16 protein-coding genes, 1 other RNA gene and 1 pseudogene are annotated in these 12,962 nt (G+C 70.6%); 12 read left to right on the top strand and 6 right to left on the bottom strand.

The window, feature by feature from the left end:
* Nucleotides 1-27 precede the first annotated feature (27 nt).
* The 6 genes and pseudogenes from panB (at nt 28) to ACWEO7_RS11800 (ending at nt 4,141) form a co-directional block, all read left to right on the top strand.
* Nucleotides 28-882 (top strand): 3-methyl-2-oxobutanoate hydroxymethyltransferase, encoded by an 855-nt coding sequence (gene panB / locus ACWEO7_RS11825; RefSeq protein ID WP_450015139.1) that lies wholly within the window; start codon nt 28-30, stop codon nt 880-882.
* 58 nt (nt 883-940) lie between these two features.
* On the top strand, nt 941-1,159 hold the full coding sequence (locus tag ACWEO7_RS11820) for a type II toxin-antitoxin system VapB family antitoxin (RefSeq protein WP_452422854.1): 219 nt from the start codon (nt 941-943) through the stop codon (nt 1,157-1,159).
* A complete protein-coding gene (locus ACWEO7_RS11815) occupies nt 1,156-1,557 on the top strand; it encodes a PIN domain-containing protein (protein ID WP_452422852.1) in 402 nt (133 codons plus the stop codon). The genes ACWEO7_RS11820 and ACWEO7_RS11815 overlap by 4 nt, the downstream gene beginning before the upstream one ends.
* 264 nt (nt 1,558-1,821) lie before the next feature.
* Complete coding sequence (locus ACWEO7_RS11810) at nt 1,822-2,271, top strand: hypothetical protein (protein ID WP_379252997.1); 450 nt, start codon at nt 1,822-1,824, stop codon at nt 2,269-2,271.
* A 13-nt stretch (nt 2,272-2,284) separates the two neighbouring features.
* A pseudogene (gene pip, locus ACWEO7_RS11805) lies at nt 2,285-3,232 on the top strand (prolyl aminopeptidase); the annotation flags it as partial.
* A 21-nt stretch (nt 3,233-3,253) separates the two neighbouring features.
* The gene (locus ACWEO7_RS11800) at nt 3,254-4,141 is read left to right on the top strand and encodes a CHAD domain-containing protein (RefSeq protein ID WP_452422890.1); all 888 of its coding nucleotides are present in this window, start codon (nt 3,254-3,256) and stop codon (nt 4,139-4,141) included.
* A 316-nt stretch (nt 4,142-4,457) separates the two neighbouring features.
* On the opposite strand, the gene ACWEO7_RS11795 is transcribed toward ACWEO7_RS11800, so the two are convergent.
* Both ACWEO7_RS11795 and ACWEO7_RS11790 read right to left on the bottom strand, forming a co-directional pair.
* The gene (locus ACWEO7_RS11795) at nt 4,458-5,909 is read right to left on the bottom strand and encodes an RNB domain-containing ribonuclease (RefSeq protein WP_452422850.1); all 1,452 of its coding nucleotides are present in this window, start codon (nt 5,907-5,909) and stop codon (nt 4,458-4,460) included.
* A 16-nt stretch (nt 5,910-5,925) separates the two neighbouring features.
* Nucleotides 5,926-6,240, bottom strand: a complete 315-nt coding sequence (locus tag ACWEO7_RS11790) for a hypothetical protein (protein WP_228827325.1) — start codon at nt 6,238-6,240, stop codon at nt 5,926-5,928.
* A gap of 451 nt (nt 6,241-6,691) precedes the next feature.
* On the opposite strand from ACWEO7_RS11790, the gene ACWEO7_RS11785 reads away from it, so the two are divergent.
* Nucleotides 6,692-7,060 (top strand): hypothetical protein, encoded by a 369-nt coding sequence (locus tag ACWEO7_RS11785; protein ID WP_452422848.1) that lies wholly within the window; start codon nt 6,692-6,694, stop codon nt 7,058-7,060.
* 97 nt (nt 7,061-7,157) lie between these two features.
* Here ACWEO7_RS11785 and rnpB read toward each other — a convergent pair.
* An RNA gene (rnpB, locus tag ACWEO7_RS11780) (RNase P RNA component class A) lies at nt 7,158-7,571 on the bottom strand.
* A gap of 36 nt (nt 7,572-7,607) precedes the next feature.
* Between rnpB and ACWEO7_RS11775 the strand changes: the two genes are divergently transcribed.
* The 4 genes from ACWEO7_RS11775 (at nt 7,608) to ACWEO7_RS11760 (ending at nt 9,991) form a co-directional block, all read left to right on the top strand.
* A complete protein-coding gene (locus ACWEO7_RS11775) occupies nt 7,608-8,495 on the top strand; it encodes an alpha/beta hydrolase (RefSeq protein ID WP_355072799.1) in 888 nt (295 codons plus the stop codon).
* Nucleotides 8,496-8,588: 93 nt separating this feature from the next.
* Entirely contained in the window at nt 8,589-8,876 is a 288-nt protein-coding gene (locus ACWEO7_RS11770) for a hypothetical protein (RefSeq protein ID WP_355072797.1), read from the top strand.
* A 32-nt stretch (nt 8,877-8,908) separates the two neighbouring features.
* Nucleotides 8,909-9,481 (top strand): NUDIX hydrolase, encoded by a 573-nt coding sequence (locus tag ACWEO7_RS11765; RefSeq protein WP_452422846.1) that lies wholly within the window; start codon nt 8,909-8,911, stop codon nt 9,479-9,481.
* A gap of 48 nt (nt 9,482-9,529) precedes the next feature.
* Nucleotides 9,530-9,991 carry a GNAT family N-acetyltransferase gene (locus ACWEO7_RS11760; RefSeq protein ID WP_452422844.1) on the top strand — a complete coding sequence of 154 codons (462 nt, stop codon included), beginning with the start codon at nt 9,530-9,532 and terminating at the stop codon, nt 9,989-9,991.
* 4 nt (nt 9,992-9,995) lie between these two features.
* On the opposite strand, the gene ACWEO7_RS11755 is transcribed toward ACWEO7_RS11760, so the two are convergent.
* The 3 genes from ACWEO7_RS11755 to ACWEO7_RS11745 all read right to left on the bottom strand — a co-directional run bounded on the left by ACWEO7_RS11755 (nt 9,996) and on the right by ACWEO7_RS11745 (nt 12,011).
* Entirely contained in the window at nt 9,996-10,841 is an 846-nt protein-coding gene (locus ACWEO7_RS11755; protein WP_452422843.1) for a hypothetical protein, read from the bottom strand.
* Nucleotides 10,838-11,419: an N-acetyltransferase family protein gene (locus ACWEO7_RS11750; RefSeq protein WP_452422841.1), complete on the bottom strand. Its 582-nt coding sequence runs from the start codon at nt 11,417-11,419 to the stop codon at nt 10,838-10,840. Before ACWEO7_RS11750 ends, ACWEO7_RS11755 begins: the two co-directional genes overlap by 4 nt.
* A 169-nt stretch (nt 11,420-11,588) precedes the next feature.
* Nucleotides 11,589-12,011, bottom strand: coding sequence for a hypothetical protein (locus tag ACWEO7_RS11745; RefSeq protein WP_452422839.1), 423 nt, complete (start codon nt 12,009-12,011; stop codon nt 11,589-11,591).
* Between the two features lie 129 nt (nt 12,012-12,140).
* Here ACWEO7_RS11745 and ACWEO7_RS11740 point away from each other — a divergent pair, with 129 nt between their 5' ends.
* Nucleotides 12,141-12,956 carry a helix-turn-helix domain-containing protein gene (locus ACWEO7_RS11740; protein WP_452422837.1) on the top strand — a complete coding sequence of 272 codons (816 nt, stop codon included), beginning with the start codon at nt 12,141-12,143 and terminating at the stop codon, nt 12,954-12,956.
* The last annotated feature ends 6 nt before the right edge of the window (nt 12,957-12,962 follow it).

The following is a 12,962-nucleotide window of genomic DNA, read 5'->3' as shown; positions in this document are numbered from 1 at the left end:
GAGGCGACACAGACGAAAGGGACGATGATGTCCGTATCCGACTCGGAAACCCCTGCCTACGGTGCGGCGCCCGCCGAGCCCAAGAAGATGCGCAAGACCCGGGTGCACCACCTGCAGCAGATGAAAGCCGACGGTGAACGCTGGGCGATGCTGACCGCCTACGACTATTCCTCGGCGCGGCTGTTCGAAGAAGCGGGCATTCCCGTGCTGCTGGTCGGCGATTCCGCGGCCAACGTGGTGTACGGCTACGACACCACCGTGCCGATCACCGTCGACGAGCTCATCCCGCTGGTGCGCGGGGTGGTGCGCGGCGCGCCGCACGCGCTGGTGGTGGCCGACCTGCCGTTCGGCACCTACGAGTCCTCCCCGCAGCAGGCGCTGGCGACGGCGACCCGGTTCATGAAGGAGGGCGGGGCGCACGCCGTGAAGCTGGAGGGCGGCGAGCGGGTCGCCGAGCAGATCGCGCTGATCACCGCGGCGGGCATCCCGGTCATGGCGCACATCGGCTTCACCCCGCAGAGCGTGAACACCCTCGGCGGATTCCGCGTGCAGGGCCGCGGCGACGGCGCCGAGCAACTGATCGCCGACGCCATCGCGGTCCAGGAAGCGGGCGCGTTCTCCGTGGTGATGGAGATGGTCCCGGCCGAACTGGCGGGGCAGGTCACCCGCAAGCTGACCATTCCGACCGTCGGCATCGGCGCGGGCGCCGACACCGACGCGCAGGTGCTGGTCTGGCAGGACATGGCCGGCTACACCAGCGGCAAGACCGCGAAGTTCGTCAAGCGCTTCGGCAACGTCGGCGACGAATTGCGCACCGCCGCCGCTGCCTACGCCGACGAAGTGCGCCGGGGCACCTTCCCCGCGGCGGAGCACAGCTTCTGACGTCGCCACCTCCCTTGATATACTGACGTATATCCGTATATCAAGGGAGGTGCGGAGCGTGACGCGGACCATAGTCGATCTCGACGACGGCGCACTGGCACTCGCTCAGCAGCAGCTGGGCACACGCACCAAGCGTGACACGATCAATCGGGCTTTGGCCATCGCGGCGGGCCTGACCGCGGACGATCGCGCCCGCAGTTTGGCCTGGCTGCAGGCCAATGCCGAGGACATTCTGGACTTCGACGTGCTGGCGGGCGAGGAGCATTCCCAGCGGTGACCTACCTCGCCGATACCTCGGCCGTGTGGCGGCTGCTCCGCGGCCAGGTCGACGATCCATGGCCCCGCCGAGTGGCGCAAGGACTCGTCGCGATCTGTCCGCCGGTCGAAGCCGAGCTCATGGTTTCCGTTCGATCGGGCACGGACTTCGAACCGTTTTTCGCTGTTCTCGGACGCACGTTCGGCTGGTACCCCGCGCTCGACGATCCCTGGCGCCGCGTGTTGGCGGTGCAGCGTGATCTGGTCCGCGTCGGCCATCATCGCGGGCCGTCGCCGATGGACATCGTCATCGCGCTCACCGCGCTCGAGCACCGCCTGACGCTCATTCACGCGGACGCGGACTTCGACTCGATCGCGAAGGTACGACCGGAACTTCCGTTGATTCGCGTCGACCGATAGAACCCGGGAGCTGCGGCGGGTAGAGCGACGCCACTCGAATCCCCCTGCCTCGGTGGCGAACCGAGCCCGGCCGACGCCCTACCTCCGGACAGTGATTCCCCGTCCATCGAGCGGCTCGGGCGTCGCATGAACACCGAAACCTGCTCGACGAGCTGCGCGCGCACTTCGGCTGAACTCTTCCCACCGAAAACGGCCGGTTCGGGCCGGTCGGCGGAATCAATGGCAGACTCGATGCCGACAATACCGACACGACCAGAGGTACCCATGCCGTACAGCCGTTGGATTTCACGCAGCACCCTGCTGGTGGCGGGCGCTCTCACCGCCGCCGCGCTGACCGCTTGCGGCAGCGACTCGGGCCCGGCGCCCACCGGCAGCTCGAGTTCCACCACGGTGTCGGCCACCGCCGCTCCCGGCACGACCTCCGGCCGCGTCACGCCGACGAGCCCGGAGATCTCCGACGCGGCCGCGATCCAGCTGTGCGACATGATCCGGCCGGAGCTGTCCAATTGGCGGATCCAGGGCGGGACGCTGGGCAAAATCGGGCTGAACGCCCTGGTGCACGAGTGGGCGCTGCGCAACGGCGGCATCAACGGCGCGGTACTGGCCGACAAGCCGATCGTCGACCGCGCCACCGTCAAGAGCTGCCCGGATGTCCGTCAGCAGGCCGTGGAGGCGCTGGGCATCCCGGATCTGGCCTCGGGCCTGGCGTTCTGAGCCGGGCGGCCGGATGCGCACCCTCTATCCCGAGATCGAGCCGCATGACTCCGGCATGCTCGCGGTCGGCGACGGCCAGTCGGTCTACTGGGAAGTCAGCGGCGATCCGGCCGGTAAGCCGGTCGTCTTCCTGCACGGTGGGCCCGGCGGCGGCACCGCGCCGTTCCATCGGCGCTTCTTCGATCCGGCCGCCTACCGGATCGTCCTGTTCGACCAGCGTGGTTGCGGCCGCTCCACCCCGCACCTGGCCGACGGCGCGAGTCTGGAACACAACACCACCGGCCACCTGATCTCCGACATCGAGGCGCTGCGCGAACATCTCGGCATCGATCGCTGGCAGGTGTTCGGCGGCTCCTGGGGCTCCACGCTCGCGCTGGCCTACGCGCAGCGACACCCCGACCGGGTGACCGAACTGGTGTTGCGCGGCATCTTCCTGTTGCGCCGCAAGGAAATCGACTGGTACTACAACGGCGCGGCGGGCTACGTCTATCCGGACGAGTGGGAGAAGTTCCTCGCGCCGGTGCCCGAGGACGAACGCGATCAGGACCTGGTCGAGGTCTATCACCGCCTGCTGCACTCGGCCGACGAAGACCTCGCCCGCAAGGCCGCGATCGCCTGGTCCAGCTGGGAGGGCGCGACGAGTTCGCTACTGCCGCATCCGGATCGGGTGGCCGAGACGTCCGAGCCGCGATTCGCGCTGGCGTTCGCCAGGATCGAGAATCACTACTTCCGGCACGGCGGGTTCCTCGAAGAGGGCCAGCTGCTGCGTGACATCGACGCCATCGCGCACATCCCGGCCGTGCTCGTGCAGGGCCGCCACGACATCGTCTGCCCTGCGGTCAGCGCGTGGGAGTTGCACCGAGCCTGGCCCGGGTCGGTCCTGCACATCGTCGACGACGCGGGGCACGCGGCGAACGAGCCCGGCATCACACATCACCTGGTCGAGGCCACCGACCGATTCGCGAAAGCGCGGACCAGCACGGTGAGCACGGCGGGGTCCGCTCTGGTGGACGCGTTGCGCGAGGACATCGACCGGCTCGCGGCCGCCGAACCCGAGGTCCGCGCGGACGCGGAGGACTCGGTCCATCAGATGCGGGTGGCCACCCGCAGGCTGCGCAGCGTGTTGCGGTCCTACGGCAAACTGCTCGCCAAGAAACCCGCCGCGGCGATGGGCGCGGAACTCAAGTGGCTGGCCGGGCTGCTCGGTGAAGCGCGGGACGCGGAGGTGCGCGCCGATCGGTTCGCCACGCTGCTGGCCGATCATGCCGAGCGAGCCGACCCGGCGGAGCTCGACGCGGTCACCGCGCGGCTGGTCGACGCCGAGCGGGAGCGCTATCGCGCGGCGCACGACGAGGTGCTGACCGCGTTGGACGGCGCCCGCTACCGCGAGCTGCGCGACGAGCTGTCCCGATGGCGCACCGACCCGCCGCTGCGCCACTCACGCGCCGATGCGGCGGCGCCGGACGTCTTCCGGGAGGTGCTGCGGCGCGACCTCGACCGGGTGGAATCCCTGATCCGCGCCGAGCCCACCGTCGATCCGCTCGAACGGGTGGAACTGCTGCACGACATCCGCAAGAGCGCCAAGCGGCTGCGGTATTCGTGCGAGGCGGCGCAGCAGGTCCTCGGCGACGACGCCGCCGAGCGCGGCGTCCGGGCGAAGAAGCTGCAAACCGTGCTCGGCGACCATCGGGACGCGGTGGAGTCGCACGACGCGATCCTGCACCGGGCGGCCGAGGCCGCGGCGGCGGGCGAACACGCCGGCCTGTACGAGGCCCTCGCGGCCACGGAGGACGCCGCGGCGGGCCGTGAACTGAGCCGCTATCCGGCCACCGCCGCGGCGCTGTTCGGAGCGGCCGTCATCACGGGGTGATCCGGCGTCCCGGCGCGGATCCGGTCGGAGACGAGCCGATCACCGCGTTCGCCGACCAGCAGCGCCGCGGGCGGTGCCGTGACCGGTAGCGGTCGTCCGCGGCCGGCATACGACGCGGCCGCGCGTCCGGAGTCGGCAACTCGGGCCGCCTCTCGTCCGCGGTCGGCGACGCGGCCACCCGCCCGCGGTCGATCAACCCAACTCGCTGGCCCACAGTCCACGACACGGCCGCAACCCCGGTCGGCCGCAGTGCAGACCTCTGCTCATCGGCACGCTCGCGAGACGAGGTCGTGTGTGGCGCGTCCGCCGCTGCCGTTCACGCAGGGTAGGTGAAGGACACCTTCCGCTCCCTCGGGTCGGCCGACAGCAGCCGCACCCGGACGGTCTCGCCTTCCGGCGGTCTCCCCTCACACGGGCCCAGCACCGGCGGGTCGGCGACGAAGACCACGGCGGGCCGGTTGCCGTTGGCCTCGCGCACCACGACGGCGTCGAACGTCGCGCCGGTACGTTGCGCGAGCAGGGTCGATTCGGTCAGGTCGATGCAGGCGCGTTCGATCTTGCCCGCGACGCTGTCGCTGCGCCGCATGGTCTCGGCGGCGCTCACCAGCCCCTCCCTCACCCAGCGCGGCACCTCGGCCCCCGCGCACCGGGCCAAGCAGATCTCGGTCGCGAACCGGTCCGACAACCGCCGGAGCGGAGCGGTGACGTGCGCGTACGGCGCGCCGATCGCGCTGTGCCGCAACGCCTCCGGCGCGTGCGGCGCTCCTGCCGCGCCGTCGACGACGGTGTAGGAGGCGCCGCGCAGCAAGCTCGTCGCCTCGGACATCAGGACCAGTGCCGCGGGAGTGCCGGTGTCCAGCCGGGCCAGCATCCGGCCGACAGCTTCGCCGTCGGGCCAGGCCACGCCGAGCGCCTGTGCGGTCCGGCGCATCGACTCGATCGCGGATTCCGACGGTGGCGGCATGGTGCGCAGCAGCGCGACCCGGTCCAGCGCGGGCTCGTGCCCGTCCAGCATGATCCGCGCCGCGCACATGCCGGTCAGCAGCGAGACCTGCTCGTTCCAGTCGTCGGCGGCGGTGCGCGGTTCCACCACCAGTCGCCAGTGCCCGTCGGCGTGCTCGTCCTGGACCACGCTTTGCGCGGGCAACCGCAGCCCGATCGCGCCGCGCGCCAGCCCGGCCTCGATGCGCCGCGTGCCGAATTCCGGCAGGGCCGCGATCGAGGGATGCAGCCGACCCGACTCCGCGTCGGCCTGCACGCGGGAGTAGTCGAGCCGGGCACGGGAGCGCACCAGGGCGCGGACAACCGAGTACCGCACCGGTTCGGCCTGTTCATCGAGTTCGATCGTCCACAGCGCGGCCGGGCGCGTCCGGTCCGGAAGCAGGCTGGCGGACCCTTCCGACAACGCGGGTGGGTGCAGCGGCACGGTGCCGTCGGGAAGATAGAAGGTCTGGCCCCTGGCGCCGGACTCTTTGGCGAGCGCGCCGTCGGGGAAGATCACGGCGCCCACGTCGGCGATGGCGTAATGCACGAGGAAGCCGCCGGGGCCGCGTTCGATATGCAGGGCCTGGTCCAGATCCATGGCCCCGGGTGGGTCGATCGTCACGAACGGGATGTCCGTGCGATCGACCCGGTTACCCGCGAACGCGTCGACCGCGTCGCGGGCCTCGGCACTGGCCTCGGCAGGGTACGCCGAGGCCAGGCCGAACTCGGACCGGATGGCGCCGAAATCGACCGGCGCCGACACGATCCGCTGGTGGAGTTCCACGCTGGGGCGCCGGGTCCTACTGCAGCGCCAGCATGGAGCCGTTCAACTGGTCGAACGGCCCGTAGACGGTGAACGTGACCCGGCCGTTCGGCACCGAGGACGACACCTGAGCCGCCGCGTCCAGCGCCTCGCCGAAGGAGGCGGCGGACGGATGCGGCAACCCGGCGATAGCCAGACCGACATGATTCTGGTGCACCCATACCGTGTCGGCGGGACTCAGGTCGACCTGAACCCCGCCCGGCAGCGGGGTGACCGCGACCGCGCCGGCCGACCCCGCACCCAGCACCGCGAAAACCGAAGCGGCGCCTGCGACCAATGCGCCGGCGACCATGGAGCGAACTACTCGCATATGTGTTGAGACCTGCTTTCCCGCGATCGAAGTATGAATGGCCCGGTGCTGCCCCGCACCGGCCCTTACCAACGGCGACTACTTTATGACGTCGATCACGATCAGGGCCAGTTCCGCACGAATCGGACAGCGGAAATTCTCGCCCCGCGACACGACCCGGGCGGCGCTGCTAACGTGGCCCGCCGTGACGGGCGTGGGTTCGCCCGCACGTTTGAAATGTTCCGCACGTCGACAATTTGGGAGCTCCGCACCTATGTCATCGATTTTGTTCGACTACCTCTTGCCGCTGCTGGGCCCGGAGCAGGCCGCGTACTGGGCGCAGGTTTTCGTGATCAACCCGATCTGACCGCCCGATTCTTTTTCCCACTGCTCGTCGCCTCCCGTTAACCCGACGGGAGGCGGCGGTGGTTATAGGCGGCTAGCATGCCGCTCCGTGACAAGAACTACCGCCGCCATCGCGGCCAGCGCCACCCTCTTCGCCCTGCTCCTCACCGGGTGCGGGGACGACAAGACCAGCAATGCCACCTCCTCCGCCACCACCACGGCACAGGCCGCCGCCCAGGTCGACAGCGTGAAGGCGGGGGCGTTCCTCGTCAGCTTCCGCGGCGCGTTCCCCAAGCTGGCCGAGGGCAGGGACGACGCGAAGATCGCGAGCATCCTGACCGAAACCTGCGGGGACATCAAAGCGGGCAAATCCGAAGACGACGTCGTCAAGAACATCACCAAGCGCGCGGGCGGCGCCACCCAGCCCAGCGCCGAGGAAGCCAAGGCGATCTACCAAATGGCCAAACTCATGTGCTGACCCCCGCGCAATCCCGGCGTGCTTCGCACACCCGCCGAGTTCGCGGAACGCGACCTCGCGCGGAGTCGAGCCGGAGTGCGGAGCACGCGCCGGCGGGCGGACGAGTTGGTCTGTAAGCCGGATCCTGTCCCCGGCCTGAGCCGGGAGGCGGCCATCCATCTGGGCACTCCGTTGCCGGGTACCTCGAGCGGTCCACCCGCAGGCTCGGGCGAGCAGCCCTCGAGCGCCTGCGCAGCCGCACCGTAACCGGTGCGGCCTTCGACCTTGCTCCGGGCGGGGTTTACCGAGCCGCCCCGGTCACCCGGGGCGCTGGTGCGCTCTTACCGCACCGTTTCACCCTCACCGCACGACCGCTAGGCCGTGGGCGGTCTTTTTTCTGTGGCACTTTCCCGCGGGTCACCCCGGGTTGCCGTTAACAACCGCCCTGCTCTGTGGAGTCCGGACTTTCCTCGGCGCCGGGCGGCGGCACAGCCGTGCCCGTTCCCAGCGCCGCGGCCGCCCGACCAACTCGTCCGCCAGTACAGGATACTGGGTACGGTTGACGGCCATGGAACGTGTCGAGGTCGGCTTCCCATCCGGAAGCGAACAGTGCGCGGCGTGGCTATATCGCCCGGACGGCGCACCCAAACCCCGCCCGCTCGTGGTGATGGGACACGGCCTGGGGGCCAATCGGGAAATGGGACTGGATCGGTACGCGCGGCGTTTCGCCGCCGCGGGAATGGCGGTCCTGGTATTCGACTATCGGCATTTCGGCGCCAGTCAGGGCACGCCGCGCCAGTTGCTGAACATCGCGCGCCAGCGCGCGGACTGGCATGCCGCCATCGCGTTCGCGCGCACGCTGCGCGGCATCGACGCGACCCGTATCGCGTTGTGGGGCACGTCCTTCGGCGGCGGCCACGTGCTTTCGGTCGCACCGGACGATGCCTATATCGCGGCCGTGGTCGCGCAGGTGCCGTTCACCAGCGGCCTGTCCTCGGCGTTGGCCAAGGGACCGATCAGCCTGGTCAAGGTCACCACCATCGCGGCCACCGACCTGCTGCTCGGAACGCTCCGGCGCAAGCCGGTCGGCATTCGGCTGGCCGGACGCCGCGGCGCCGCGGCACTGATGAGCGCGCCCGACGTACCGGACGGCTTCCGCAGGCTGACCGACGAGAGCGAGACCTACGAGCCGAAAGTGGCCGCGCGGGTAGCGTTCTCGGCACTCTTCGACGCACCCGCGCGGCGCGCGAAGGCCCTGAAGATGCCGGTGCTGTACGCGCTGTGCGATGACGATTCCGTCGCGCCGGTGAAATCGGCGCTGCGCGCCGCCGAACGCACCAAGCACGCGGTGGTGAAGCGTTATCCCGCCAAACATTTCGACATCTATTTCGACGAGGTCTTCGAGAAGACCGTGTACGACCAAACCGAATTTTTGGTGTCGGTGCTGCGGCCATAGGGCGTTCGCGGCCCGGCCCGGCGGCCGGGCCGCACATCGGTGCCGCGCTCGGTAGATTGCGAAAGAGCACGCGTCGATCGAAACGAGGCACCGATGATCGATCCCTTGATCCTGGAACAACGGCGCGGCCGATTGCTGCACCGGGTACGCGAGTTGCGGCGCGACCTCGCGGCGCTGGCCGACGACTACGGCGCGTTGCCGGATTCCGGGCTGCTGATCGACACCGACGGGATCGGCGCGCTCACCACCCCCGGCTACTGCGTCGCCGGGGCACGCGAAGTCTTCGAAGAAGCGCTGATCGAACTCGCGGCGGCCGCCGACGCGCTCGACCGCGCCGCGGCGTACACGGCCCGGCTGAAACCGGTTGTGCTGGACGGCTGAACCTGTCGGTGCCCGGCGCTACAGTCCGTCCCGTGCAGCCCTCCACCACCGCGGTCGCCGAGATCGTGCGTCGGATCGCGCCCCTCGACGAGCTCGAGCGACAGCACATCGACACGACGCTGGCCTGGCTCGCGTCGACCGACGACATCTTCCGGCGGGCCAGACCGGCGACCCCGCCGCGACACCTGGTCTGCTATGTCGTGCTGGTCGATCCGGCGGCACGAGCGGTGCTGCTGGGCAAGCATCGCCTCGCCGGGTTGTGGTTGCCGACCGGAGGGCACGTCGATCCGGGCGAGCATCCGCTCGATACCGCGCGGCGTGAAGCGGCCGAGGAGATCGGCGTCGAGGCCCTCTTCGACGTCATCGGGCCCGACCCGCTGTTCCTCACCGTCACCACCACGGTCGGTTCGGACTCCGGTCACGAGGACGTCAGCCTCTGGTATGTCATCCGCGGTGACCGCGCCGACGGCCATGCCCTGGATCCGCGCGAGTTCGACGGTGAACGATGGTGGGAGCTGGACGGATTCGCCCGCCACGACACCGACCCCCACTTCGGACGTTTCCGCACCAAGCTCGACATCGCTCTGCGATCCGCCGCCGACTGAGGTCCCTTCGAGTCGACGGGGGCGGCCGATGGTGTCACGATGGCGCGGATGATTGTCAGGCTTGCGCGAGAGGACGACCTCGCCGGTTTTCTCGAACTGGCGGGACAGGTCGAGCACTGGTTCGGCGCGTCCGCCGACGATGCCGGGTTTCGCGCCACGGTGCTGCGGCACGTGCGGCGCGGTACGGCGCTCGTCGCCCGGTCCGCGGGGGCGGAGGTGCTCGGCGGCATCCTGTTCGGCTCGAACCCGCCGACCTACCGGGTGCACTGGCTGGTCGTCGCGGAACAGGCACGCGGGCACGGGATCGGCCGGGCGCTGACCACGGACGCGATCCGCCGTTACGTGCCGACTCCCGGCACGCTCGAAGTGGTCACCTTCGGGCCCGACCATCCCGGCGCGGTCGCCAGTGGTGCGCGCGCGTTCTACGAGAACCTGGGCTTCCATCCCGCGGAGGACGCGGATCCCGGGCCGGAAGGCGGATCTCGGCAGTTCTACCGGCGGCGCGTGTAAGAACTCAGCCTCGGCGGAACGCGCGCCAGAAAATGAAAGCCAGGACCGAGGCGGGAATCGCGGCGAGGACGGGCTTGTCGCGGAGTGTCTCCAACAGGGTGCGGCCCGGGTGCGCCACCGGGCCGGGAATTCCCGCCGCGCCACGTTCGGCGGCGGTGGCGGCGTCCGCCTGGACTTGTTCGGCGCGCTCGGCTGCGCGTCGAACCGACTCCTCGACCGGCTTTTGCTCCCGATTCCCCGCTCCGGCCGCGTGCCTCCCGGTGGATTCCGGCTCCGGTTCCGCCTTTTCCGCCGCACCAGGAGCGCTACCCGCCTGCGCAGCCGCCGCTGAAGACGTCGCCGCCGCATCGGCGGTACCGCCGGTCTGCGGGGCCGCACCGGTCGCGATCTCCGCCGAAGACACCGTCTCCGCCGCACCGGGCGCGTTGTCCGCCTGCGGGGCCGCGCCGGTACTCACGGACTCCCCCGAATCAGGCGTGGCCTGCGGGGCCGTGCCGGTCGGAATCTCCCCCGAAGACAGCGACTCCCCCGATTCAGGCGTGCTGCCCGCCTGCGGGGCCGTGCCGGTCGGAACCTTCCCCGAGGTCACCGTCGCCGCGTCGGCGGCGCCGCCCGCCTGCACGGACGCGTCTTCCGAGACCTGCGCCGCACTCCGCGTGTCCGGTGCTCCCGCGCCGCCTCCGTTGGAGTCGCCGGGCGTGCCCGCCGCGCGCCGAGTAGCGCCCGGCTCCCGGCCCCCGTGCGCCGCACCCTCGGCCGGTTGCCCGCTTCCGGCCGACCGGTCACCGGAGATGTCGGCGGTGTCCTGCACGTCGTCGGGTCCCTTGTCGGTGGGCTTGCGCTTGTTCATGGCTGTCTCCTGTGCTCGGCGTCGCGGTGCGGGACGGGCGTCTCGGATGCCGTCGCGGCCCGGATACCCTGCGACGGGGCGGACAAACGAGACAGCCGCCACGCCATCTCGAATTCCCGTCGCGGGTCGCCAGGGGCCATGGGCCCGCTCACCCCGGTCCGCACGAAGCCGTTGCGCAGATACAGCCGCTCCGCGAAGGCATTGTGCTCGGCGAACTCCAAACGGACGACGTCGTGTCCGCCCGCGACCGCCCAGTCGAGCACCGCGCCGACCAGCCGGTCGGACACGCCGGTCCCCCGTGCCCGCGGCGCCACCCACATCGAGATCAGATGCACGCCACCCCGTTCCGGGTCGAGCATGCCCGCGACGGTGCCCACTTCGGTCCCGGCCGACTCCGCCACGAACTGCGCCCGGTCCGACAGGGCGCGCCGCCAGTCGCTTTCGGTGCGGGCCCGCGCCTCGGCCAGGGTGGTACCGAAGAACTGCGGCGCGTCGGTCAGCGCCGCGAGCCGGACGCGCCGGAACACCGCCCAGTCGTCGGGCGCGAGCGATCTGATCCCGGGTATCGAGATGTCCATCCGCATGTCTCTACCCGGTCGACGATCTCGTGCACAACGGATTTCGGCCACGGCGAGACGCTGTCAGCGCGACATCGGCGACGGGAACCTGGTCCTCGTAACCTGGAACCGGCAAGGGCGTCCGGAGCAGCCCTGCGGGGTCGCTTCGTCGGCGCGGCGGGAAGGGTCGTCAGCGGGCACGGCGCTCACCGAGCCTGCGCAGCCCGGCGAACTCCAGTCCGGCGAAGGTCGCCACCGCCGCCGCGCCGGCGAGCAGGAATGCGATACCCAGCCCGGTCAACGCGAAGAATCCCGAACCGGCCAGCCCGATCATCCCCGCCGCGGAGAGCGCGTTGAGCGTGACCACCGCACCCGCGTAGCGCGCGGCGACCGCCGGGCGCCGGGCGATCGACAGCAACGCGAGCGCACCGCCGAGCATGACGGCGCCGAACGCGAGGCTCCAGCCCGTCGGCACCCCCAGCGGGTCGCGCAGCAGTCCGGCTCCGGCGAGCAGCACCCCGCCGAAGATCCCGGTGCTCCAGCCGTCCACGCGCAATGCGGAGCACAGGAACGCGGCGCCGTCGTCGCGGCGGGCCAGGGTGGTGGGTCTCATGTCGTACTCCCGTGGTGGGTCCGGCGGGGCCGGTCGGCTCCCGGCACCAACCCTGCTGCCCGGAGGTGGGCGTCTCAATAACCTCCGAGGTCATGGCCGCACTGTGCGGCGGGATGCTTAGCTGACCGGGTGACTTCGGTGCGGACACAATCGAGAGCGGGCATCCTGCTGCGGGAATGGCGGCAACGGCGCAGGCTGAGCCAGCTCGACCTGGCGCTGGCCGCGGACACCTCGGCGCGGCACCTGTCCTACGTGGAGACCGGCCGAGCCGCGCCGAGCCGGGCGATGGTGCTGCGGCTGTGCGACACGCTGGAGGTGCCGCTGCGCGAACGCAACACCCTGCTCGTCGCGGCCGGTTTCGCGCCCGCCTACCGGGAGAGCAGCCTCGACGACGCCCATCTCGCGTCGGTCCGTTCCGCGCTGGACACCATGCTGACCGCCCACGAACCGTATCCGGCGGTGGTCATCGATCGGCTGTGGAACGTGGTGGTGGGCAACGCGGCGATGAGCGTGCTGATGGACGGCGTCCCCGAGCACGTCCGCGCGCCCCGGCCCAACGTCTACCGGCTGGTGCTGCACCCGGACGGGCTCTCGGCCCGGTTGGCCAACCGGGCCCAGGTGCGCGAGCTGTTCCTGGAGCGGCTGGCCAGGCAGGTCAGCGCGAGCGGTGACGCGGAACTGACCGCACTCTACGACGAGGTCTCCGGCTACCCCGATCCGCCGGGGACGGACGCGGAGGCGCAGACCGGCATACCGTCCAGCCCGTTCGAGGTGCCGATCCGGATCAGCACCCCGGCGGGCGAACTGTCGATGTTCAGCACGATGGCGACCTTCGGCGCTCCGGCCGACGTGACGCTGTCGGAGCTGGCCATCGAATTGTTCTACCCCCTGGACGACTTCACCGCGGCCGCGCTGCGCGGGGCGGCGGCCGCGGCGAAGTCGTGAGCGGAC

The organism is Nocardia sp. NPDC004260 (assembly GCF_053603155.1).
The sequence above is the reverse complement of the archived record's forward strand: the minus strand, read 5'-3'. Positions and strand labels throughout refer to the sequence as shown.